At 34.8% G+C, this 23,893-nt stretch carries 25 protein-coding genes; 8 read left to right on the forward strand and 17 right to left on the reverse strand.

The genetic code is table 11. The annotated features are described in order from the left end of the window. Positions 1 to 3: 3 nt before the first annotated feature. Positions 4 to 1,515: a helix-hairpin-helix domain-containing protein gene (locus AC27VX_RS16230; protein WP_488696666.1), complete on the forward strand. Its 1,512-nt coding sequence runs from the start codon at positions 4 to 6 to the stop codon at positions 1,513 to 1,515. A 96-nt stretch (positions 1,516 to 1,611) separates the two neighbouring features. On the opposite strand, the gene AC27VX_RS16235 is transcribed toward AC27VX_RS16230, so the two are convergent. From AC27VX_RS16235 to AC27VX_RS16270, 8 genes are all read right to left on the reverse strand, one after another. After that, entirely contained in the window at positions 1,612 to 2,052 is a 441-nt protein-coding gene (locus AC27VX_RS16235; RefSeq protein WP_488696668.1) for a GNAT family N-acetyltransferase, read from the reverse strand. A gap of 52 nt (positions 2,053 to 2,104) precedes the next feature. Beyond that, complete coding sequence (locus AC27VX_RS16240; RefSeq protein ID WP_488696670.1) at positions 2,105 to 2,887, reverse strand: hypothetical protein; 783 nt, start codon at positions 2,885 to 2,887, stop codon at positions 2,105 to 2,107. 28 nt (positions 2,888 to 2,915) lie between these two features. Beyond that, entirely contained in the window at positions 2,916 to 3,452 is a 537-nt protein-coding gene (locus tag AC27VX_RS16245; RefSeq protein WP_488696671.1) for a hypothetical protein, read from the reverse strand. Positions 3,453 to 3,581: 129 nt separating this feature from the next. Next, positions 3,582 to 4,781 carry a tyrosine--tRNA ligase gene (gene tyrS, locus AC27VX_RS16250; protein ID WP_488696673.1) on the reverse strand — a complete coding sequence of 400 codons (1,200 nt, stop codon included), beginning with the start codon at positions 4,779 to 4,781 and terminating at the stop codon, positions 3,582 to 3,584. A 475-nt stretch (positions 4,782 to 5,256) separates the two neighbouring features. Further along, on the reverse strand, positions 5,257 to 5,847 hold the full coding sequence (locus tag AC27VX_RS16255; RefSeq protein ID WP_300686284.1) for an NAD(P)H-dependent oxidoreductase: 591 nt from the start codon (positions 5,845 to 5,847) through the stop codon (positions 5,257 to 5,259). Positions 5,848 to 5,922: 75 nt separating this feature from the next. Then, positions 5,923 to 6,741, reverse strand: coding sequence for a helix-turn-helix domain-containing protein (locus AC27VX_RS16260; RefSeq protein ID WP_488696675.1), 819 nt, complete (start codon positions 6,739 to 6,741; stop codon positions 5,923 to 5,925). Further along, positions 6,741 to 7,250: a GNAT family N-acetyltransferase gene (locus tag AC27VX_RS16265; RefSeq protein WP_236855825.1), complete on the reverse strand. Its 510-nt coding sequence runs from the start codon at positions 7,248 to 7,250 to the stop codon at positions 6,741 to 6,743. Before AC27VX_RS16265 ends, AC27VX_RS16260 begins: the two co-directional genes overlap by 1 nt. Next, positions 7,231 to 7,848 carry a TetR/AcrR family transcriptional regulator gene (locus AC27VX_RS16270; protein ID WP_236855823.1) on the reverse strand — a complete coding sequence of 206 codons (618 nt, stop codon included), beginning with the start codon at positions 7,846 to 7,848 and terminating at the stop codon, positions 7,231 to 7,233. Before AC27VX_RS16270 ends, AC27VX_RS16265 begins: the two co-directional genes overlap by 20 nt. A 97-nt stretch (positions 7,849 to 7,945) precedes the next feature. Here AC27VX_RS16270 and AC27VX_RS16275 point away from each other — a divergent pair, with 97 nt between their 5' ends. Together AC27VX_RS16275 and AC27VX_RS16280 are read left to right on the forward strand one after the other, a co-directional pair. After that, entirely contained in the window at positions 7,946 to 8,080 is a 135-nt protein-coding gene (locus AC27VX_RS16275) for a hypothetical protein (protein ID WP_262912485.1), read from the forward strand. Continuing rightward, positions 8,080 to 8,439, forward strand: a complete 360-nt coding sequence (locus AC27VX_RS16280) for a hypothetical protein (protein ID WP_488696678.1) — start codon at positions 8,080 to 8,082, stop codon at positions 8,437 to 8,439. The genes AC27VX_RS16275 and AC27VX_RS16280 overlap by 1 nt, the downstream gene beginning before the upstream one ends. A 91-nt stretch (positions 8,440 to 8,530) precedes the next feature. Here AC27VX_RS16280 and AC27VX_RS16285 read toward each other — a convergent pair whose 3' ends face one another. Then, positions 8,531 to 10,903 (reverse strand): TonB-dependent receptor domain-containing protein, encoded by a 2,373-nt coding sequence (locus tag AC27VX_RS16285; RefSeq protein WP_488696680.1) that lies wholly within the window; start codon positions 10,901 to 10,903, stop codon positions 8,531 to 8,533. A gap of 132 nt (positions 10,904 to 11,035) precedes the next feature. Between AC27VX_RS16285 and AC27VX_RS16290 the strand changes: the two genes are divergently transcribed. Then, positions 11,036 to 11,611, forward strand: coding sequence for a Crp/Fnr family transcriptional regulator (locus AC27VX_RS16290; RefSeq protein WP_488696682.1), 576 nt, complete (start codon positions 11,036 to 11,038; stop codon positions 11,609 to 11,611). Positions 11,612 to 11,670: 59 nt separating this feature from the next. Further along, positions 11,671 to 12,690 carry an NAD-dependent epimerase/dehydratase family protein gene (locus AC27VX_RS16295; protein WP_488696684.1) on the forward strand — a complete coding sequence of 340 codons (1,020 nt, stop codon included), beginning with the start codon at positions 11,671 to 11,673 and terminating at the stop codon, positions 12,688 to 12,690. Between the two features lie 8 nt (positions 12,691 to 12,698). Here AC27VX_RS16295 and AC27VX_RS16300 read toward each other — a convergent pair whose 3' ends face one another. Next, complete coding sequence (locus AC27VX_RS16300) at positions 12,699 to 13,322, reverse strand: hypothetical protein (RefSeq protein ID WP_236855817.1); 624 nt, start codon at positions 13,320 to 13,322, stop codon at positions 12,699 to 12,701. A 368-nt stretch (positions 13,323 to 13,690) separates the two neighbouring features. Here AC27VX_RS16300 and AC27VX_RS16305 point away from each other — a divergent pair, with 368 nt between their 5' ends. Then, a complete protein-coding gene (locus AC27VX_RS16305; protein ID WP_236855816.1) occupies positions 13,691 to 14,254 on the forward strand; it encodes a TetR/AcrR family transcriptional regulator in 564 nt (187 codons plus the stop codon). Positions 14,255 to 14,293: 39 nt separating this feature from the next. Beyond that, positions 14,294 to 15,700: an MFS transporter gene (locus AC27VX_RS16310; RefSeq protein ID WP_236855815.1), complete on the forward strand. Its 1,407-nt coding sequence runs from the start codon at positions 14,294 to 14,296 to the stop codon at positions 15,698 to 15,700. Positions 15,701 to 15,926: 226 nt separating this feature from the next. Here AC27VX_RS16310 and AC27VX_RS16315 read toward each other — a convergent pair whose 3' ends face one another. The 7 genes from AC27VX_RS16315 to AC27VX_RS16345 all read right to left on the reverse strand — a co-directional run bounded on the left by AC27VX_RS16315 (position 15,927) and on the right by AC27VX_RS16345 (position 23,152). Beyond that, positions 15,927 to 16,334, reverse strand: a complete 408-nt coding sequence (locus AC27VX_RS16315; RefSeq protein WP_236855814.1) for a hypothetical protein — start codon at positions 16,332 to 16,334, stop codon at positions 15,927 to 15,929. A gap of 11 nt (positions 16,335 to 16,345) precedes the next feature. Then, positions 16,346 to 17,086 (reverse strand): hypothetical protein, encoded by a 741-nt coding sequence (locus AC27VX_RS16320; RefSeq protein WP_236855813.1) that lies wholly within the window; start codon positions 17,084 to 17,086, stop codon positions 16,346 to 16,348. Between the two features lie 927 nt (positions 17,087 to 18,013). Then, positions 18,014 to 18,745 (reverse strand): class I SAM-dependent methyltransferase, encoded by a 732-nt coding sequence (locus AC27VX_RS16325; RefSeq protein WP_236855812.1) that lies wholly within the window; start codon positions 18,743 to 18,745, stop codon positions 18,014 to 18,016. A 45-nt stretch (positions 18,746 to 18,790) separates the two neighbouring features. Beyond that, a complete protein-coding gene (locus tag AC27VX_RS16330) occupies positions 18,791 to 20,041 on the reverse strand; it encodes a hypothetical protein (RefSeq protein ID WP_236855811.1) in 1,251 nt (416 codons plus the stop codon). 120 nt (positions 20,042 to 20,161) lie between these two features. Next, complete coding sequence (locus tag AC27VX_RS16335; RefSeq protein ID WP_236855810.1) at positions 20,162 to 20,362, reverse strand: YqaE/Pmp3 family membrane protein; 201 nt, start codon at positions 20,360 to 20,362, stop codon at positions 20,162 to 20,164. Between the two features lie 314 nt (positions 20,363 to 20,676). Further along, entirely contained in the window at positions 20,677 to 21,060 is a 384-nt protein-coding gene (locus AC27VX_RS16340) for a tetratricopeptide repeat protein (protein WP_236855809.1), read from the reverse strand. Positions 21,061 to 21,133: 73 nt separating this feature from the next. Beyond that, positions 21,134 to 23,152 carry a M3 family metallopeptidase gene (locus AC27VX_RS16345; protein WP_236855808.1) on the reverse strand — a complete coding sequence of 673 codons (2,019 nt, stop codon included), beginning with the start codon at positions 23,150 to 23,152 and terminating at the stop codon, positions 21,134 to 21,136. A gap of 211 nt (positions 23,153 to 23,363) precedes the next feature. On the opposite strand from AC27VX_RS16345, the gene AC27VX_RS16350 reads away from it, so the two are divergent. Continuing rightward, the gene (locus AC27VX_RS16350) at positions 23,364 to 23,888 is read left to right on the forward strand and encodes an SRPBCC family protein (protein WP_236855807.1); all 525 of its coding nucleotides are present in this window, start codon (positions 23,364 to 23,366) and stop codon (positions 23,886 to 23,888) included. The last annotated feature ends 5 nt before the right edge of the window (positions 23,889 to 23,893 follow it).

Consider the following 23,893-nt stretch of genomic DNA (forward strand, 5'->3'; position numbering starts at 1 on the left):
CCCATGAAAAAGACCATTAAGGTTGTTTCTGTTCTGGATACAGCCAAATATTATGAATATGTAGATGAAAGCCCTATCCGGGGTGGGGTGAAAGATGTTTATTTTTCTCCCGATAGAGACTATGTGGTGGCTTTTTACCGAAATCCATTAGATGAAGGGCAGAAAGAAAGGATTATGAGAATTGTTTCCACATATCTTCAGAATATACAGAACGGAAGCGCTTCAGAATACTTTTTGAATGAAATATTCAGATGGCCTTATGATATTGTTGAAAAAGGAAAACTGACGGGAATTGTAGTACCTGTGTATCATAAGAAGTTTTTCTTCAGCAAAGGCTACATTGGTTCAGATAATATTCAGGGACAGGATAAAGTGGGTAAATGGTTTACGGCTCCTATGTTCAGAAATCCGCAATATCCCTTAAGGCTGGATCAATCGGAATTGGGGGACTGGCTGAGTTATTTTCAAATTGCCATTAATATCAGCCGTGGAGTGAAGAAACTGCATCAGATGGGACTTGCCCATTCGGATCTTTCCTACAATAATATTCTGGTGGATCCCGTTACCAAATCTGCCTGTATTATTGATATTGATGGATTAGTGGTTCCTAAATTATTCCCTCCGGAAGTGATCGGAACTGCTGACTTTATCGCTCCTGAAGTTTTAAAAACTCAGCATTTAAGTCTTCAGAATCCCGAAAGGCACCTTCCCAACCAGAAAACAGATTTACACGCTCTTGCAGTTCTCATCTATATGTATCTTCTGAGAAGGCATCCTTTACGGGGAGGAAAGATATGGGATCTCGATTCCGAAAAAGATGAAATATTGTCAATGGGTGAAAACGCAGTGTTTATAGAACATCCTGAAGATCCTTCCAATCATGTAAAAGCGGATCATCTCAGGAAATGGGATGCTTTTTGGGGAGATCCTCAGAAGATTTCTTATACCGTAACGGGGCCTTATCTTTCCGAACTGTTCAGGAAAGCTTTTATTGAAGGTCTGCATGATCCTATCAGGCGCCCCACAGCCAATGAGTGGGAAGCAGCTCTCCTGAAAACGGTAGATCTTATACAGCCCTGTCACAATACCGGGTGTACAGAAAAATGGTACGTCTTTGACAATACCAGTAATCCGCACTGCCCTTTCTGCGGGACACCTCATCAGGGTACATTACCTGTTTTAGATCTCTATTTTAAATTTGATGATGAAGTATGGAAACCGGAAAATCACAGACTGATGGTTTACCATAATCAGTACTTATTCAAATGGCATGTTTCCAGAAAAGTCATCCGTAATGAGAATCTTACGATGCAGGATAAAATGCCTGTAGGATATTTCACTTTTCATCAGGGGAAATGGGTATTGGTGAATCAGGCTTTAAGAGGGATGAAGGATATTACAGAACAAAAGGAAATCCCTCCGGGGTCTATGGTAGAGCTAACGGATGGGAAAAAAATATTACTCTCCAGTGAAGAAGGAGGAAGGCTTATCTATGTTACCATGGCGAATCAGTAAACAATTATTAAATAGATCAATAGGAACGGGCTTTAGCCCGTTTTCAATTAAATACACATTCAACGGCTTTAGCCAAAACTTAAATCATCGTCAATTCTATTGCTTTTCAGTTTCCATAAAATAAGAATTCTGATCTTCATCTACAATTTTGAATCCTAAACTAGTATAGAGATGCTGGGCTTTATTGGTTTTTAAGACACTTAATGATACTGTTTTTCCTGCTAACGAAGCTTCATCCAGGATATCAGTCAAAATCTTTTTTCCAAGTCCTTTGCCCTGTTGAGCAGGATCAATCTGAAGCTGCAGGATATCAATATTGGTAAATGTTCTGTCTACCTTTAGAAGCCCGATGGGTTGATTGTCTAAAAGAATAATGTTGGCTTTTTCAAACTGATAGAGAATTCTTTGCATCGTTGTTTCCCTGTCGGTAGAAAGCCCTGATACTTCATAATGAGGAACCATGGTTTTCGTTCTCAGATCAAAAAGGAAATCAAGGTCTCTTTCGGTTGCTTGTCTGTAGGTAAGTGAAGTATTCATATTTTCTTGAATTCCAATTTCAGGCCAGATGATCAGTCATTCTGAAAAAAAATTAATAAGAATCTAAGATAACGATTCTGGGATTTTTTTCAACATTAATTCTCATCTTCATTTCAATGGCTTGTTTAAAAAACGAATAAGCATAATAGATCGTCTGTGCATAAGGACCTTTTTCATCAACGGAACAGTCTTTTATGAAATCACACTCATTTTCAATTTCTTTAAATAGGATGAGTTTATTTTGATAATCAGCCGTTACATGCCGGATGACATCCTCTTCACTTTCTGTAAACTCATAATCATAACCGTCCATTTTTTTATCTAAGATCATTTTCATCAGTAGAATCATATAATCATTAAATTGTAAAAAATCTGTTGAATCTATATTAACACCGCCGTCACTTTGTCCTGATTTGTAATTTTCCAATTCATAAATAGGGAAATAATGAGTATAATTTCCATATTGAAACATATAGCTGGTACAAACCGTTGAGGTAGGAAGTTCATACAAAAGGATGAGCCCGTAACGGTCATACAATTCTTCAAGATATTTTTCTCTTATAGAATAATCTCTTCCTTTCAATTCCGAATACACCTCCTCAATGAGAAAAAGAACAATCTCAAACAGTTCATCAGCCGTTATGGTATTAATATCATTTTTGACTTTTTCTAACACTTTTTCAAAGATAACATCATAGGTTCCTATTTCTTTTTTTCTCTCATCCAAAAATGCCTTGAATGTTTTTGTATGAAAGGTTTTATGTTGAAGATCCTCATAAAGGAAAGAAGATGCTTTTTCCTTATTAAACATATAAATTGAAGTATGTCTTCCCATTTCCCTGTTGTAATTCTTTATGACTGCTTTAGCTCAATGTAATATTTTTCTGGTTGATGTAGGCTTCATCAACAATTTCTTTTTCAAAATGATCCGGATACAGGGTGATTTTTATAAATTCTTCATCACTGTAGAAGCCTCTTAACAGAAGTTCATTACCCACTATTTGTATTTGGGTTGTGAGATTTTTAAGAATGATTTCCTCGCAGTTCAGGGTTTGAATATTAAATATAAATAATCTTTCTCTGTGCTTATCCTGATATTTAATGATCAGATAATGCTCGTAAAAATACAGGCGCGCATTGCTGTAAGGGTTGTTAATAGGAGGTCTCCAAGTAAGGAGTGTTCTTTCATTTATTCTGATATGGACCTGTTCTTTTCCTGCCTCATTATACTGCCACCAAGCTAAAATACCGTAAGAATTGACAGCAGTTTGATAAACTGATACTGAGTTTTCTGCTCCAAAATTATCTGTCCATACAATTTTTTCCTCTGTAATTTCGGTTTTAATATTGTTCATGAACAATTCTTCATCAATCAGATTGAGAATTTCAGCCTGCGTCATTGTTGTGGTATTTAATAAAGACGAAGATATTGAAAATTATAATATCTCAATAAGAATAGCAAAGTGAATTGTAAATGATCCAGTCACTTTGCTTTCTGTTTTTCTTGGAAATTTTCTGATCGTGAATTTTTATACCAGCTTAAAAAACTTTCGTTTTCCCATCTTTATTTTGATTCCCTCCACAACTTCAATCATTTGCTCAGGCTCTACTATTTTAATGGTATCGATCTGAACACTTCCGCTTTCAATAAGTCTTCTCACAGCCGATTTGCTGAGGTCATTTCTAAGGTGATGACAAAGCTCCAGAACCGTAGTTCTGTTTTGTTGGAGTTTCAATGAATGAATAGGCACAGGTTCAAAAGTTTTACTATCAAAATTTTTATTCTGAAACTGGTTATTAAAGAACTGCTCAGCATTTTCAGCATCTTTATGATGGTGATATTGGCTGATGATGTTTTTGGCAATAAGTTTTTTAATATTCATGGGATTTTCACCCTTTTCCATTCTGGCTTTCAGACTCTTTTTCCTTTCAGCCGAAAAATCTGTGGCAAGATCAATAAATTCATCAATAAGACTGTCCGGAATCGACATCGTTTTTCCGAACATTTCATTAGGCTTATCAGTAAGTCCGATGATGTTGTTTAATGATTTGCTCATCTTTTCCTTTCCGTCTAGACCTTTTAGTAAGGGCATACACATCACAATCTGGGCAGGAAGATGATGGACCTCCTGAAGCTGCCTTCCCATCGTACAGTTGAAAAGCTGGTCTGTACCGCCCATCTCAATATCACATTCGATTTTTACAGAATCAAAACCCTGAAGAATAGGGTATACCAGCTCATGCACAGCAATAGGAGTATTCTCTGTAAACCTTTTATTGAAGTCATTACGATGCATCAGTTGGGCTACTGTCACTTTAGAAAGCAATTGAATTACTTCTGAAAAATCAAGTCTGTCCAGCCAGTCAGAATTGAATACGATCTTTGTTTTTTCAATATCAATCACTTTAGAAAGCTGATCGATGTAAGTCTGTGCATTATGTTTTACCTCTTCAGCACTCAATGGTTTCCTCGCTTTGTTTTTTCCTGTGGGATCTCCAATTCTTGCGGTAAAGCTGCCTACCACAATAATAATCTGATGCCCCAGATCCTGGAACTGTCTGAGCTTTTTAAGGACTACAGCATGGCCTAGGTAAAGGTCCGGAGCAGTAGGATCAAATCCTAATTTGATAGATAACTTTCTGTTCTCTTTGTCGGCTTGAGCTAGCTTTTCTTCCAATCCATTTTCAGGAAGGATGATAGCCGTATTTTCTTTCAATGTATGAAGCATGCTTTTAAATTTTTAAATGAAAAAGCCCGGACAGTACCTGTCCGGGCTCTATATATATGTTAGATTATTTTATTGTTTTACAGATATAGAAAGTCTTCCCGAACGATAGCTCGGAGTATAATATTCACTGAAGAATGGAAGACGCAATATGCTGTTTAAATGTTTCATTGTACTGCCAGTATAACAGGGATTTCCTGTATTCCAATATTTAAACCATTAAGACGCAGTGCTGGGTTATAACAAGATTTGTTTTTTAAAAAAACTTAACCGTTTACGAATCTCAATGGTTTAAAATAAAGGTTCAAAACAATTTTACTTGCCATTCCTGAAGCTAATTCCATGCCATAAATCCTTTAAATGCAAAATATAAAATGAAGATGTAAAAAACACTGATTTATTTTTTTAAAATCAACTTATAAGTTGTAAACCTAAAAGAGATAACGGTTTGTTTTTCAGATGTTATACCTGTTGATGATTAAGAATTAAGACTCACTTCTGCGTATATATTTCTGATCCGGTCTTTCCATATCTCTAAATTTTCAGAAGATGCTTTATCAGCTTTATCAAAAAATAAGTGTTGAATGATTTCCAATCCGGAATATATAAAAATCCCGTGGTCAGAAGTTAAAGTTAAAGCTTTGTCCATTCCCATTCGTTCATACTCTTCATGAGATTTTCCATGGGTATTGATAATAACTGTTTTTTTTCCTTTCAGAAGCCCTTTCTGTATACCCTGATCATAGCGGTAAGCGAAGCCGTAACTGAAAACGCGGTCTATAAATCCTTTCATAATAGCAGGCAGCCCCGTCCACCAGATAGGATAGATAAAAGTAATCTGTTCTGCCCAGGAAATATGTTCCTGTTCCCGTTGTACATCTTCAGATACTTTTCCCATACGCTGTCCATGCATATCAGCTAAAGAGAGAACGGGATCGAAACCGATCTTATACAAATCCCTGATCACCACTTCATGACTTTGGGATTGAAGGTTCTCAACAACAGTATTTAAAAGACTATGATTTAAACTGTTTTCATTGGGATGAGCGTAGATAATTAAATGTCTCATTGCTTTGTTTATTAAAATTAATGAGACAAATGTAGAATTCTGAACTATTCGGAAATTGTAAGAAAACGAAATGAATTATTCAGACTTTGGATTGCAGATTTCCTGCTGAAATTTCAGATATTGTGAAGGGGAAAGGTTGATGAAATGTTTAAAATCGTGGATGAGCTGGCTTTGATCATAGTAGCCGCACTGATCGATAACAGTAAACCATTTTAACTTATTTTGCTGTTTTGTTTCTTCTTCAATGATTTTTATGGCTTTTAAAAAACGTTTATACCGGGCAAGCTCTTTCAAAGAATAGCCAAACTGTTCTTTTTGTTTTCGTTGAACATTTCGTTCCGTCTGATGGGTTTGCTCTGCAATGACCTTAACAGGACTTAAAAGATCATTTTCAAAGCTGCTTAAAAGATGACTGGTAGCGTCCTGATACTGTAGATAAGGTCTGCAAAATTCTAAAATATAACTTACCTGCTCAACCGTAGAATTTATTTCAGAAAGCCGATACCACAGATCAGTAAAGCAGTTATCATTCAACAGTTCATCGGGATGCTTTATCAGATTTTCGACAGATACTTTTCCAAAAAATCTGAAGAAGGAATCATCTTTGAAATTGGCCACAAGAATAGAGCTTCTGGCAGGAAGGGTATATTCAAAAGCTTGCCTTACAGGCCCGAAAACAATAGATTTATCAACATAGATTGTCGTTTTTTCATGGGCAGACATTGAGGCATTCTCTCCAAAACAGAATAACAGAATCGTTTGATATGTGGGAAGCAGTGTTTTGGTAACCGCAATGTCAGATGTATTTTCAGCAAAATAAAAATGAGTGAATACATTTTCAAATTCCGCAGGAACTGAAATTCTGAAATCATTGTATTGCGGTTGTGGCTCCATTACTCAGATAATGATGAGGTTAGTTTTTTAGTCATTTTATAGTTGGTGAGGCTGATCCCTTTTACATAGACAATCTGCTCTTTGATTATTTGAAATCCTTTTTTTTTAAAAAATGGACGGGCCGTTTTGCTGACATCCGCTGTAAGGTAGAGCTCATTTTGTTCCAAAGCTTTTTGTTCGATATGAGTATACAGCCTGGATGCAATTCCCTCATGTTGATGATTATGATGAACAAATAGTAAATCAATATAATTTCCCTGATCAAGTGTACAGAAACCAACCAGCTGATCATTCAGAATGGCAACTAAAACATATTGATCTTTGAGGACACTCAGCCATCTTTCTTCATTTTCTGTACCTGAGCTCCAGGCTTTGCGCTGCATATCATCATAATCTTTCCTGCAGATAACATCTATTGTATGAGTAAACAATAGCTGCATCTCTTTCAGGTCGTTTTCATTTCCTTTTCTGATGATGATTTCCGGATTATTAGATGTACTGCTGCTCATAAAGTTTTTGTTGTTCTTTGTTGAGAAGAGGGTAGAAGAGATTCATCTGAAGAAGAGTATAATGCTGTATTGCTTTTTTTTGATCCAGTTTTAAAATGAGCTTATTGTGGCTGAGCCAGTTATCGGCAATGATGAAAATCTGTTCAGTGAGGCAGTCTACAATAAAATCTGGTACTTCAGTCTGAAAAACAGCACTCTTTTGAAGGTTGGTAAATATCTGTTGAAATTCTTCCTTTCTGTTAAAATTAATCACTTCATATTGTGCCTTTATTTCGGGAATTTTGTTTAATATATCAACAAAATTGACAAATATAAAACGATAAGAATAAAATATACTGGATGTAGAAAAAGTAAACTGATAAAGGTCTTGAAGAGTTTTATTCTCCGTCGCTTTCATTTGATTCAGGAGTTCATCCATTTTCAGGGTAAGTTCTGAAAAAAGAATTTTGATAATGTCCTCAGAATGTCTGAAATGATAATGCAGATTCCCTGCACTTATTTTCAGTTCAGCAGCAATATTCCTTGTGGTGACATTATTATACCCCTTTTCATTAAATAGCTCCAGCGCTTTAGACAAAATCTTTTCCTTTGTGGTCATCCTTCAAAGATAAGAATAAGAGTGGTAATAAATCATCTTTTTATAATTAGAACAATTGTTCTAATTATGTATATTTGCAGTATCAAATCTTATGATAATGGAAGGAAAACAAAAGTTTGATTACGAATCGGCGGAAAAAAAGGGAACATCTGATAATACAGACTTTCAGGAGATTGTCGTGAAAGTTCTACAGGTGATTTTGGGTATTATTATGGCAGTGCTGCATATGTAATGAAGAAGAAAATTCCATACTGGTTTTGGGCGGGAATAGCTTCGTGGGTACTTATTATTCTCCTGAGAAGAAATGACATTTATATACCTGTGATCAATGATCATTTTACAGATTTTATTACCATTCCTATGTATTGCTGTCTGATAGAATATATAATGAATTCCTTACCAGGCTGTCATTGGAAGCCTGATTTGAAATTTGTACTCACCTCAGTTCTCTACCTGTCTTTTTTATTTGAAGTACTTTGCCCAAAGCTTTCTGAAAAGTTTACAGGAGATGTTTGGGATGTACTGGCTTATCTGGCTGGAGGACTCATTTATTATATTTTTCAGGTTAGGAGGTTTCAGGCAGAAAAATAAAAAAGCCGGCAGCTCCACATCGTAATCGGAGACTGCCGGCCGGCGTTATAGTTTTTATCCTGATTCAATCATAATCCATGTACATGAAGGTCTAGCTGCCGCCACCTGCTCTGTTGGATTCTTCAAATTTCACTTGCTTGGTAGCTCCTTTCACATTATTATTCCCAAATTTATAAGTAAGAGAAAGATTTACATTTCGGGTAATTCCTTTATACTGATAATCGATATTGTAAGTAGGGTAGTATTCAATCCCTTTTTCGCGGTTGGTATTTAAAATATCATTTAAATAGAGATTCACGAGAAGTTTTTTATCCATGAAAGCGAGTTTCACTCCTGTATACAGTGAAGCATTGGTATAATAATAGGTATTTCCGTTTCTGTTTGGAAGACTGCCCCATAATCCAAGCATCAGGGTTACCGTTTTTTCTTTATTAAGGAAGAAATTGTTGTCGATATTAATATTGGCACTGTACCCTGCCGGAGCTGGAAGAATCAGAGGATCATAAGATTTTGACTTGGCATAATATCCATTGACAAAAATAGTGGACTCCAGCCATTTCAGTTTGTTGTAATTGTAGCTGATATTGATTCCGGCCTGATCTTCATTATAAAAATTCTTAGCAACCGTATATCTGTAATTTCCGTCTACCATTTGAATCCTGTCCCAGTTGTCTTTATTGTAATTATAATATAAAGTGATATTGAGATTATTTTTTAAGACATAACCAAATTCAAAATTGTCAGAAAATGAAGGAAGGAGATAAGGATTTCCTGTACTGTATTCATAATCGGAGGTAAAATATTTGAATGGATTCAGATTTCCGAAATAAGGACGTGAAATTCTGCGCGAATAGTTGAGCGAGAAGGCATTATTCTCATTAGGTTTATAGCTTATATAGGCGGTAGGGAAGAATTTTCCATATTTAATCTTTGCTGAATTGTTGTCATTCATTGAAATTCCTTCCAGTGTAGTATATTCATAGCGAAGCCCGGCTTTTGCATCCCACTTTTCACTGATTTTAAAATTAGTAGAAATATAGGCTGCATAATTTTCTTCATTATAAAAGAAGGTATTTGTTTTCCCTTGATTAAGTTCGTAATCTCCGTTTTTTATATCAAAAAAATTAAATTCAGAATCATTTTTAATCTTAGTATACTTTAGCCCGCCTTCAGTTTTAATCTTAGCAAAAGTTTTTTCCATATCAGCCTGCCCCGAGTAGATTCTGTATTTACTGATAGGATTAGCCATTGTAGAAGTTGTTCCCGTAGTAGTGGTATTGGAGAAATTCCTGGCATTGGAGTTATTAATCATCATATTGGCAGTAAGGTTCAGTTTACCACCCGCGCTGTCTAGTTTTGTTTCATAAAAAGCCGTTGCATTATGAACATCCCTGCTGTTTCTGTTCCTGTAATCAGACATAATATCCAACAGTCCTTCATCATTGAATCTTTTTGATGTACTCTCTCCTTTTTCCAAAGGATTACTGTGGGAGTAATTATAATTAATTCCAGCAAGATTTTTATCATTGATCTTGTATTCGGCCTTTATATTTCCACTTTTATATTTATAATTATTAAGAATTTGAGTATCTCTGTTCCAGTAATTATTGCTGGTGGTACCTGTCAGATAATTCTTATTGGTATAGTACCAGTAATTATCCCCTATAGACAAATTGGTACTTAGAGATAATTTATCTCCCTGATAGTTAAATGTTGCTCCACTTCTTGAAGAAACAGTAGGTCTTCCCCAAAAATAATTTCCGGAGGTCTGAAGAGATCCGTTCCAACCCAAATTGGCATTTTTCTTAAGAATAATATTGATGAGCCCGCTTTTTCCTTCCGCGTCATATTTTGCAGGAGGAGTGGTGATCACCTCAATTTTAAGAATATCGTCAGAACGGAGGGTCTTCAGATAGTTGATAAGTTCCTGCCCGTTCAGGTTCAGTAGTCTGTCATTAATCATTACAGCTACGTTACTTTTACCGGCAATACTTATCGCATCATCACTGGTTTTTACCATCGGCGTTTTGGCAAGAGCTTCTATAGCATCAATTCCCTGAGAGGCTACAGAATTCTCGACATTGAAGACCAGGCGGTCTACTTTTCTCTCGAATAATTTTTTCTTTGCAGTAACGGTTACTCCTTCTATTTTCTGCTCCGCAGCTGGAGCTTCTTTTATCTGAATATCTTTTTTGGCATTACCGTTTACTGTAATTTTTTCACTGTTGGTTTTTACCCCGTCTTTTATAATCTCAAGCAAATAATCTCCGTTTTCCTGCAAAAGAATTTTAAATAATCCTTTTTCATCGGTGATGGTAGAAAATTTTTTCTCATTTTTCGTAATCAGGACCTCAGTTTCAGATACTGGCTTATTATCTTTATCCATAACTGTTCCTTCTACACTTTGTGCAAAAATGAATGATGAAGAAAAAAGGCCTAAAAGGTAGATAATCTTTCGATTCATACTTTGTTTTTATATAAGACAACTATTTAAATGAACCTATTACATCAGCTTGTGAAAATCTTTTAAAAATATTAATCAATACTGAAATTTTCTTTTGGTATTTTTGTATCATACTCAAAAATATCCATTTCTATGCACGACAAGCTTTTACAATACCTCTGTTCAGACCATGATTTTTCACAAAGAGAACTTGAGGCTGTAAAGCTGTATTTCGAACCCATTATATTTTCGAAAAATGAGATAATAGAAGAAGCCGGAAGAGTTCCTGGTTATCTTTATTATATTGTTTCCGGATATCTCAGACTCTTTTATACGGACGAGAATGGGAATGAGATAACCACCCATATCAACTGCCCGCCGGGATTTTTTACATCATATTCTGATTTTATCAACAGTATGGTCTCAGAAAATAATGTGGCAAGTATTACAGATTGTGAACTTTTGAGGATTTCCAAAGAAAATTTGGATCATCTGGTGAATGAAAGTCAGACGATGAAGGACTTCAGTATTTCTGTTTTCCAGCAGTCTATTACCTATAATGAAAACCGTTCCAGAGAACTATCGGGTTTGAATGCAGAACAGCGCTACCTGAAGCTTATGAAAGATTTTCCTGAGATTATTCAGAATGTTCCCATTCAGTATATCGCTTCCTTTCTGGGAATGAAACCCGAGAGTCTGAGCAGAATCAGAAGAAAAATAATTAACTAACAAAAGTCAAGTGATTCCGGAGACAGGAAATAGAACTTTGTCGTAGTAAAATCAATACAATGACAAAGAATAATTGGAGTCTCGTTTCAGGGGCTAACGGGCATCTGGGAAATAATTTAGTGAGATTTTTATTAAAAAAGGGACTTCCGGTACGTGCTGCAGTGAGAAATACCGGCAACATAAAACCTTTTGAAGGACTGGATTGTGAGCTGGTGCAGGCAGATATTACAGATAAAGCTTCTTTTGTAAAAGCTCTGCAGGGGGTAGAAACATTTTATGCTGTAGGTGCTTCATTTAAACTATGGGCCAAAGATCCTAAAAAAGAGATCTATGATGTGAATATCAACGGTACGCGTAATACCATTGAAGCTGCCGCAGAAGCCGGAGTAAAGAAAATTGTTTACGTAAGTTCTATTGCAGCCCTGGATTATACTCAGCTCCCGACTAAAGAAAGCAATGGATATAATCCGGACCGGAGGGATATGTATTATAATTCTAAGAATGATGGGGAAAAAATTGCCTTTGAACTGGCTGCAAAACTTGGAATTGAACTGGTTTCTGTGATGCCCTCTGCAATGATTGGAAGTGAAGCATTTTTACCTTTAAATGTTTCTTACGGTGTATTAAAGCTTATTTTAAATAAGAAAATTCCGGTTGATACAAGGATTACCCTGAACTGGGTAGATGTGAAAGATGTTGCCGAAGGATGTTACCTTGCCGCTGAAAAAGGACGTCCGGGAGAACGTTATATTCTTGCCAATGAAAAGTGTATGACGATTACAGATACCACCATTCTTGCCAATACCCTTTATCCGGAACTGAAACTGGAGATTCCCCGTTCTGTTCCCAAAGGAATTTTGTTTACAATTGCTGCTATCATGGAGTTTACAGCAAGAATGAGTGGAAAAGCACCGGTGCTTACCAGAAAAGATATTTCCATGTTTTCCGGATTACAGCAGGATTTTGATATATCCAAATCAAGAAATGAATTGGGATTCAATCCTAAAAGTCCTGAGCAGGCTGTAAAAGAGGCACTGCAATACCTGATGGAAAGGCCTGAAATTTTAAAAGAGAGTTAGAAATCTCCTTACTGATACTCAAGCTTGATAATAGAACCTTTGTAAAATTTGGTTAAATCATATAGATCTGCAAAATAACGTTGAAGATCTGGAATGATTTTTTCATCAAAATCCAGTAAACTGAATTGGCTTTCAGCCATTAAATATAAGGAGTGGTTATCTGGTTTCAGATAGTCGCATAGTATATTTTCACAGCCTTTTTCCTTTTTGAAGATCTCAGTAAGAAATATTCCGTAGACAATAAATTGATTGAAAATTTGAGCATCCACGATATAGTTCATATCCTGCTTTATGAGTTTTTCATAGCTGGCAAGGATCTGCTGGAATTTTTCCGAACCATCCGTAGCGGGAATTTCATAAAAAATATCGATACCATTGATGAAGAGCTGTGTCTTTATTTCTTCATGATCTGAAGAATAGGCTGTACTGAACCATGAAAAAATTTGCAGAAATTCTTCCCGGCTGAGATTTTCTACAGAATCCTTTATTTTATCTTTAATAATTTCAAGATTGGATTTTGCATCAGGTTTTAAGAATTTCAATACACTTTCTTCCTCACGGCAGATCTTATTGTACAAATTAATTTTGGCAATATTAGGATTGGTTTTTATGAAATAAAGTTCTTCTGCCATAGCTATTTACCAAATAATTTTTATTAAAGATACGAAATATGCAGTAAGTTTATCTAAAAAATAATATGTATTGAATGGTAATGGTGAAATTGTTTCTTTTTTAATAATATAATCCGTTACTTAATTGTAAAAACTATAAAAAGTAATCAATTTTAAGACTTTAAATGCTGTTTTCATAATTTTTTCTGGGAGTCTTTTTAATTAAAAAAAATCTTAAAATAGAGTATTGTAAATGACAGCATTTCCCTGAGTCATAGTTTGCAGTAAAACAGACAGTTTTATTAATCTTAAATAAAGATTTTCTTTATCATTTAAAAATAGATAGACTTATCTATTTTTTTTATGTAGCTTTGTAAAAAATTTTCAGGATGAAAAAAGAGAAAGTGCAGGACAGGATTCTCAGAGTGGCGTCTGACTTATTCTACAGACAGGGCTATAATTCTACGGGGATTAATCAGATTATTGCAGAAGCTGATATTGCAATTGGTTCATTGTACAATCACTTTTCTTCAAAGAATGATCTTCTTCAGGCTTATCTTATCAGAGAAGAATTGAACTGGTTTGAAGGCTTTGAAAATAGAGTTGCCAAAATTTCAGATCCAAAAGATAAATTATCAGCCCTTATTGACTACAGAAAAAAATTACAGCATTCTGCTCATTTTGCAGGATGTCAATTTATCAAGATTATTTCCGAAATAGGAGATGGAAATCCGGTGATCTCTGACTTTGTTAAGAAACATAAGGAGAAACAAAAGGATCTGATCAGAACCTTAGTGAAACAGTCGAATATAAAAGAAGAATCTATGGATTCTGATCTTATAGCAGATACTATTTTCCTGCTTATAGAAGGGGCAGTAGTAACCTCTACCATTAACAAAGAAAATGATTCTTTTGATCAAATTAAGAAAATGATTAAGGGATTAATTCCTTAATTTTTTTAAACAGTAAAAAATAGATATATCTATATAAAAATGAAACCTAATTATCTGAAATTAATTATTATACTGTTTGGACAGTTGCTTACTATTATGGATATTTTCATCATTAATGTATCCATTCCTTCCATACAGCGGGATCTCAATGCTTCCAATGGAGAAATGCAGTTTATAATAGCGGCTTATCTTATCGGTTTTGCTTCTTTTCTGATTACAGGAGGCAGGCTGGGAGACTTATACGGGCGGAAAAAGATGTTTATTACAGGATTATTATTTTTTATGCTAAGCTCTATAGCCTGTGGAATTTCATCCGGAGCTGTTCAGCTTATGATTTCAAGATTTATACAGGGAATCAGCGCGGCGGTGATGGCTCCCCAGGTACTTTCTATGATACAGATATTATTTTCAGAGCATAAAGATCGTACTAAGGCAATGGGATGGTATGGGATCACCATTGGGATAGGAACTATTCTTGGACAGTTTCTAGGAGGTTATTTTTCTTCTCTTACAGAGATGGACGAGCCGTGGAGACTGATTTTTCTGATCAATATTCCGGTCTGCATTATGGCTGCTTTTTTCAGTACAAGCCAACTGGAAGAATCCAAAATAAATGAAAAGCCATCTTTTGATATTGGAGGAGTACTGATCCTTTCTGCAGGATTATTCTGTATTACATATGCTCTTACCGCTTCTGAGCAGGAAGGACTGAATGTTCAGAATGTATTGCTGATCATTATTTCTGGCTGCATATTATTCTATTTTATGAAGAGCCAGAAAAACAGGCTGAAAAGTTCAAAATCTTATTTGATTGATTTTGAACTTTTCCAATATAAGAATTTCAATTTGGGGATTGTGGCTGTTTCTTTATTTTTCATTATGCTGGATTCCTATTTTTATATTCTGTCGATATTTTTTCAGGATGGCTTGAAGATAAATCCGTTACAGGCAGGAGTTATCATTGTTTTTCAGGGTCTGGGTTTTATAACAGCCTCGGTTTTCTCTGTGAAACTGGTTTTAAGATATGGAAAAAATGCTTTAATATCAGGGCTTATTCTGATCATTATGGTGCTTATCCTTCAACTGTATTTTTTCAGAATGCAGACTGATTTTTACCTGTTCTGTGTTCTTTTATTTTTACATGGAGTAGGAGTGGGCTCTGTCATTCCTTCCTTAGCTAATATTGCGTTATCCGGAATGTCCGAAAAGCTCATAGGAAATGCCTCCGGGGTCTACAATACCCTCCAGCAGGTTGCCGCCATTATTGGGATTGTTGCTGTAGGAAGTATTTTTTATTATTTTCTTGGAGACAAACCTTTAGCAGAACGGTATTATTTTGCTTTTTCAATAGCTGTGGGGATTAATGTTCTGTGTCTGATTTTAGTAATTAATACTGTTTTTAAAGTACCGGACTATATTTTACCAAAGATCAATTCAAAAAAATAATGAATAGAAATTATTGAACTGTTCATTGGATAAATCGGTTCATGGCTTCCGTCCAGTGAGGTTTATCATGATTGATCTCTCCGTTTTCCACTTCAAAGAAATTGTGCTCAGTATTCAGGTATCTTTTATAAGTTAAATTGTTTTTATGGGCTCTGATTAAAGAATGGGGTTCACGAAAATAATTAACTATTTTTTCAATTACAGATTGTTATCAATGATGATAAATTCATTCTCCGGCAACGTTTTCTTCATAATTTTTCGGTTCATTCTTCAGCGCAACAGGTATATAATGATTTCCTTTTTTCGTGTAAACATCAGCACGGTAAGGGTGTTTTTTTATAATACCTGTGATTGATTCAAATAAATCTGATTGGCTAGACCACACGGTTCCGCATTCTCCACAGCCCCAGAATTCTTTCTGACCGGACACATGAGATATCAACCCATAACAGGAACTGCATGGACATCTTAATCCATCTTCGGCTGTTTTTCTTATAGCGTCTGGAGCATCCATGGTTTGTGGATTCAAAGAGAAATCTTGATAGCATGAAGGGCATTCCAGCATGATGAATTTCATTCCTTTTTTCTGTGAATCAAGAATAAATGTAATTTGGGACTCAGAGGCTGCAGGCATCGTAAATTTATTTATGATCTGAGAACTTTTTCGTTATAAACTTCCATAAAAACATCAAAACTCAAGAGATGTCCGTATCTGAACTTTAAAATTACCTCACCTTTTACAGTTTTTATTTCAAAATATTCTCTATTGCGGTACAGAGGTCTTAAATCTTCATAAGCATAGGAATGACAATCGATCTCAATATTTTTTGAGCTCATAGTGATGACATTGGCCGTAAGATCTTTTATTAAAAGATTAGGGATATGGGCAGGTTGTTTCTTATCCCTCCTGACCAGATAATAAAAAGTAATAACTTTTTTCTGTTCCAGTTGCTCTAATAAAAAGGGAGCTCTGTAATATAAATAATTTTCCAAAAAATAATCTGTGTTTCCGGAATAATCAGATGAAATGGTGTACCAACGGTCTTCTTTGGTTCGAAAAGCCAGGTTGTTGTGTCCTCTTTCAAATTTTTTTCCTGATGGAAAAAGAAATACATCTTCTATGCTAGATAAAGAAATTATTTCATGACCAGTATTTATTTCGTTCCCTGCCAGGTGGAATACCGGTTTTTTTAGATGCTTGAAAAACAGATACCCAAAAAAAATACAGGTGGCAAAAAGGGCATATATTGCCATATGCTCTATTTTTGTAGAGTAAGAGAAATTAATATACCATAAGACAGTAAACAGGGAAAGGCTAAGGAAAATCCCAAGCGCGTATAGGACACTAAGCAAAGGCGAGGGTCTGTAAGATATAATGGTTTTCATACCTGTTTAAGCTATTTTGAAGACATGTGATAATAATATAACAAGGTTTATTATGGGCAGAAAATGTCCTGACTTCCATGATCAAGTCTTTTCGTAAGATTTATTTTTAATAAAATGGAGACAGAAAACAGAGGTAAAAGAATCTGCCGTGATCGGGTAGAAATAAAATGTAAGCTTTTCACCTTAGCCTATGCTTGAAAATTGGAATCATCATTTGTGTTTTTAGAATCGTTTTTTACAGGTTTATAAGTCGTATACCGTGAATATTAGTTTCTACTTTGAGAATAAACCGAAGCACAGGACATAGGTGATATTGTTAATTTTTTCATTTTTTCTTTGTAATAATTGTATACTGATTTTCCATATAAGATCAGTCATTAGGGAATGATGCAAAGCTATCCCGAAACAATATAATTGACAAGGAAAAGGGTGTCATTATTCGCGAATATTAACAGGTATTGTATTTTATTTATTTGATTTTTAGATTTTTATTTGGTTTTATTAAAATTGTTTTTTAGTAGAAACTGGAACTAAAGATTTATTTTATTTGCTCAAAAAGAATAAATTTCCTTTTTTTAATAGAAATATTGATGAAAATCTAATCTTGAAAAATAATCAGATAATTGGCTTTCAATAAAGGCTGTCATTATTCGCGAATAATGACAGCCTTTATTGAACAGCTTTCCGTCTCATAATACTTTTTCGACAGGATGAAAAATAATGATATTTGATCTATAATTGATCATTTGAACAGAAATATAGCTGATCCTTAATGAAAGTAATATGATAACGAGTATTGCACGAACTAATTCATTACAGTATATAAGTAAAGCCCGGATAAGAAATCCAGGCTTGTTGCTATATAGTCTCAAAATGTGTATATGAATACTTATTTTACTGATATTCTTAGTTGAATTTGTAGTTCAATTATTTCTCTACAGAAATCAATAGCATCATAGGACGCCGAAGCTCATCTTTCATTTCCGGAATTTCTTTCAGCATTTCCTGCCCGGGCTCCGGTTCTGTGATTTCTTTTATTTTGAAACCGATCTTTAATAAAGTATTTATATAAGAAGTTAAAGTTCTGTGATATTTGATGACATTTTCACCTAAAAAAGTCGTATTTCTTTTTCCTTCTATGAAATAACGGTCAACCGGCCAGGATGTTTTGTTACCATCTTTGTCATAAGCCCAGTCCTGACCTCCTTCTGCTGTGAAAACAGGATGTTCCACTGAGAATATAAAATGACCTCCGGAGGTTAGCCATTGAAAAATATTCTGAGCAATGCTTTCAAAGGATTCTACATAATGTAATGTAAGTGAGCTTAGCACAATATCAAATGTTTCAGCAGGATAATCAACATCTTCCAATGCTTTTCTTTCATATCGAATGCTTTCCAGATCATTAATTTCCTTTGCTTTTGCCAGCATTTTTTCTGAAAGATCAATTCCAATGACGGATTTCGCCCCATTTTCAATAGCATAGCGGCAATGCCATCCAAAGCCACAACCAAGATCAAGAATATTTTTTCCATTAAAATCAGGTAACATCTTTTTCAGGGTATGCCACTCTCCGGCACCTTCCAGGCCTAACTGTGACCTCAGCATTTTTTCGTACTGGTCAAAAAAAGAAGGGTTATCATATTTATTTTCTTTCATAAGCTGATATTTTTGAATGATGATGGATCAGGTAGAAATAAGAATTTAATACAGTTCGTAACGCAGGGCTTCTTTATCGTTATTTTTCATAATAACAAATTTCCCGTCATAAACGTATTCTGTTTGTAATGATGTTTTAAATTCATTTTTAATAAGTCCTTTTTCCCGGTCATAAACAGGATTTAATGAGAGTGCTTTAGTGAGCAGGTTTTTATTATTGTACTCAAAAACTTTCTTTGCCGTTAATTGAGTATTAGCATAATATTTTACTTCCGTCATGAGTCCGTTTTTATAGGTATACTCTTTTAAATATTTTTTGGGAGAAGAAGAGTCCCCTGAAATTTCTGATATTTTTATTAAAAGATTTTTATCATAGACAAATTCTGTTCTTTTGTTCTCTTTATTATTATAAAAATCAGTAACTGAAGCCAGATTACCGGATTTGTCGTAGGTATATTGGCTGAAGTCTTTTTTCCAACCGAATCTTATCATTCTGTTTTTTTGATCATAGGATACAGAATCTCTGATCCCTGAGCGCTTTTCTGCAATTTCTCCATTTCTGGTAAGTTCCTCTTTGTACCGGATAGCGATCAGGTTTTTGTTTTTATCATGAAGAAGCTCTTCTGTTGTTTTCCTTTCCTGAAATCTTTCTGTTACCTGCGATTCTCTTTTTACCAGTATCCCGTTTTGATAGAAATACTGCTGTCTGCTGTCAGGAGATTGTATTGTAGATATTTTGCCATCCTGATAAGTTATATCCGTTTTTTGATCAGAGGTCAGTTTTTTACTTTTTTCACTCAATTCAAATTCCTGAGAACGATAAGATGTTACCTGATTTTTACTGTTTAATGTTGCGGTGTAAAGACTTTCTGTACTGTTGGGTTGTTGATAAGATACATCGATTATCCCATCATTGCTGTACTTGGCCCTCGCTTCTGCCTGTTGTAAAGCTTGCCGGTTAGAGGCTTCTATTTTATCTTTATCAGCAATATACACGAATTGCTTTTCAGTAAGAATTCCATTTGTATAGGTGCATTTCAGGTTTTTTTGGGTACTGCCGGTTTGTGTATTTTTTATAATGTTGCCATTTTTATCATATTCCGTAATACTGGTAGATGTGATTTTTTTTCTGATAGGTAGCTTTTTTAAATTCTGGTTTTCGATCTCCATTTCAGGATATGAAAGAAACTGTATTTTTTTAATGCTTATTTCAGGAGTAACATAGGTAGGGCATGTATCTACCTGTGCAGAAACAGGTATGGAAGCAGCTAAAAATAATAGGAATGAATATCTCATGGTTTTAGGATAAAATAAATAGGAAGACAGGATGTTTTTTGATAAGCCATAAAATTACAATTTTCAGAAATAAAAATCCTTTACAGAAGTAAAGGATGAGAATATAGAGGTAAAATAATTTTATTTCTGACGGTCACGCACTGCCCGAATTAATTTCTCATTCCGTTTATTGGCTCTTTCATTATTCAGCGACATTACTGCCCAGATAGCAGCAGGAAGCCAGCCTATAAGCGTAATCTGCAAAATAAAACACAGAATTCCGGTAAGGATTTTTCCACGAATCATAAAAGATAAAAAGGGAAGTAAAATGGCTATTAACATGGTTTTAATTTTTGAAGTTAATATTTAAAAATACATCAGTGTGAATCAATGCAATTTACAAATTAATTATTCATGCGTGTATTGCACATTTTTCTGCGTATTTCCTGAAAATTATTTATATTTTCGGCAGCTATACCAATAAAAGCTGTTTTTAATGATTTATTAAAAACAGCTTTACATTTCTTTAGTTCTTCAATGAGAGCTTATCGCAATACTTTTTTTTAAAAAAATGCTGCTCTGCTTTGCCAAAAATTTTTATACATTCTCGTGGATCTTCAGGTGCACATGAACAAAGCAAATGCGTATATATAATTTTAATGGGATTGTGGATCAAAATACGCTTTAAAGGTAAGCGAATTCTCAACTTTCTCTTCAGCTTCTTCGAGATATTCTAAATATTCTGCCTGATGCTTTTCCATATAAATCATAACAATAGCCAGATTTACAAAAAGGTTTTTATCTTCTGAACCTAGGTTTAAAGCCATTTTTAAATAGTGCAAAGCTTTTTCATTTTCTCCCATATCAGAATAAATAGCCCCAATGTTAATTAAAGCAGAGGTATTTTTAGGTTCAATAAATAAAATTTCATCCAATTCTTTAATCAAAAGATCGTTTAAAGTATCCCAGTGATCTTCATTCTGCCATCTTTTTGCCTGAAGTTTTTTTACGTTTTCAAGTCTTTGTACTATGTTATTCATTTGTTTTGAAGTGTTGAATCTTTCCAGATCTTATCTATAAGTGAGGTTTTAGTGTAATATTTAAAATGTTGTCCTATCCAAATGCCCTCTTCAACAGACTTTCCACTTTCGGCTCACTACCTCTGAAGTTTTTATATAATTCCATAGGGTCTTTTGTTCCTCCTGAAGAAAGAAGTATCTTATACTTCGCAGCAATCTCCGGATTGAAGATTCCGTTTTCTTTAAAATACTGGAATGCATCAGCATCCAATACTTCTGCCCATTTATAAGAATAATAACCTGCAGAATATCCACCCTGAAATATATGTGAAAAGCTCGGACTCATTGCTGTTTCCGGGTTTACAGGATAAAGGCTTGTAGCTTTGGTATATTTATCCTCAAAGTCTTTTACACTTTCATGATCCAGCTCATCTACTTTTGTGTGGTAATTCATATCCATAAGTCCGAAACCTAGCTGTCTCATGGTCTGATAACCTTCCATGAAGTTTTTAGACTGCTCTATTTTTTCTATTTTTTCATCAGGAAGTACTTCTCCTGTTTTATAATTTTTAGCAAATGTTTTTAAGAATTCAGGCTCATAGCAGAAATTTTCTAGGAACTGTGATGGAAGTTCTACGAAATCCCATTTTACAGAAGTTCCCGAAAGAGTAGGGTATTGGGTATCAGCCATCATTCCGTGGAGTGCATGTCCGAATTCATGGAACAAAGTAGTTACCTCCTGAAATGTCAGTAAGCTAGGCGTATCTTTGGTCGGTTTGCTGAAATTACAAACGATAGAAATATGAGGACGAGAGTTTTCACCATTTTGTTGGTACTGGCTTTTGTAGCTGGTCATCCACGCTCCCGCTCTTTTCCCTTTTCTTGGGAAATAGTCCACATATAAAAGAGATTTGTAAGTTCCGTTTTCTTTTACTTCGTATACCTTTACATCCTCATGGTATTTCGGAATGTCATTTCTTTCTTCAAAAGTTAATCCGAAAAGTTTCCCTGCCAGGCCAAAAACAGCATCCTGAACCTGATGTAATGGAAAATAAGGTTTGAGCTCCTCATCATTAAGATCAAATTTCTGCTTACGGAGCTTCTCAGCATAAAAAGTATGATCATAGCTCTGCATATCTTCAATTCCGTCTGCTTTTGCAATGGATTTTAGCTCTTCGATTTCCTTATCTGCGTAGGGTTTTGCTTTAGTTAACAGCTCATTTAAAAAATCAAAAACTTTTACCGGAGATTTTGCCATTCTTTCTTCAAGTACATAATCTGCGTAGTTTTTATAACCTAAAAGAACCGCTTTCTGCTGTTTTAAATTAAGAAGTTCCCTGATCAGGTTTTGGTTATCATATTCTCCTCCGTCAAAAGATTTTTTGCCATTCGCCAAAGCCAGTTCTTTTCTCAGTTCACGGTTTTCCGCATAGGTCATGAAAGGAATATAGCTTGGATATTGGAGTGTAACTACCCAGCCTTCGAGGTTTCTTTCTTTTGCTTCTTCTGCGTATTGTTCAATAATAGCTTCCGGAATTCCTGCAAGTTCTTCTTTATTCAAGATATGTTTGAAATAAGCATTGGTGGAAGACAATACATTTTGTCCGAACTGTAAAGATTTTAAAGAAAGATCCATACTGATTTTCTTTAATTTTTCTTTCTCCTCTTCATTCAGCAAAGCACCGCTTCTTACAAAACCTTTGTAGGTTTCATTCAAAAGCATTTCCTGCTCACTATTGAGGTTATATTGCTCCTTTTCATCATATACTTTTTTGATTTTATTGAAAAGGGCTTCGTTTTGAGATATTTTTGAAGAATATTCTGTTAAGATTGGAGAAACTTCCTGAGCAATCTGCTGAAGCTCGTCACTGGTTTCTGCTGAATTTAAATTGAAAAATATATTGGATACCACATCCAGCTGCTTTCCTGAGTAAGCCAATGCCTCAATTACGTTTTCAAAAGTAGGAGCTTCAGTATTGTTGACAATGGCATCAACTTCTGCTTCGGATTTTTGAATCAATTCTTTAAAAGCCGGCAGATAATCTTCATTTTTAATGTCACTGAATGGGGCTGAGTGATAGGGAGTATTAAATTTTTCTGTTAAAATATTCATTTTTAGATTTTTTTATATAAAGTAAATGTAATGATTCACTGGGGATCTGGCTGAAAGGGTCAAAAATAATGCCTGAATAACATGGTATGACAAAAATACCTTATCTTTAATAATCTTGTCATATGGAAAGTGGAGGCGATGCCGGAATATTTAATTTTGAGGACAGATTCAGTAATGATCATTGAAATAAAAAACCTTAAAAATATAAACTATGAAAACATTCTTAAAAATCATTGGTATTATCCTTCTTCTGCTTATTGTGTATGCAGTAATTGCTGTCCTGACTTTCAGTAAAGATTATCACTATGAAAAATCTGTTGTCATTAATGCTCCCAAAGAAAAAGTATGGACGTATGTAGGTTCATTAAAAGGGTATAATATGTGGGATCCCTTTTCCAAGGAAGTGAGAGATATTTCAATTACGTATTCCGGAGACGGAGATAAAGTAGGGGATTCATATCACTGGAAAGGAGATGAAAGTGAAGGTGAACAGTCTATTACTGCAATTGTACCCAACGAAAAAATGATGACAAAGCTTCATTTTATTCAACCTTTTGATGGAAGTGCTAAAGCAACTTTCATTATTACACCGGAAGGAACCGGAACAAAAGTGACATGGTCCATTGACAATGAGTTGAGCCCTATGATGAAAATTATGAAACCTCTGATGGATAATAATATGGGTAAAATGTTTAATCAGGGACTTGCAGATCTTAAGAAGCTATCTGAAAAATAAAATAA

The sequence above is a fragment of the Chryseobacterium sp. 14P4.3.2 genome, from assembly GCF_057799275.1.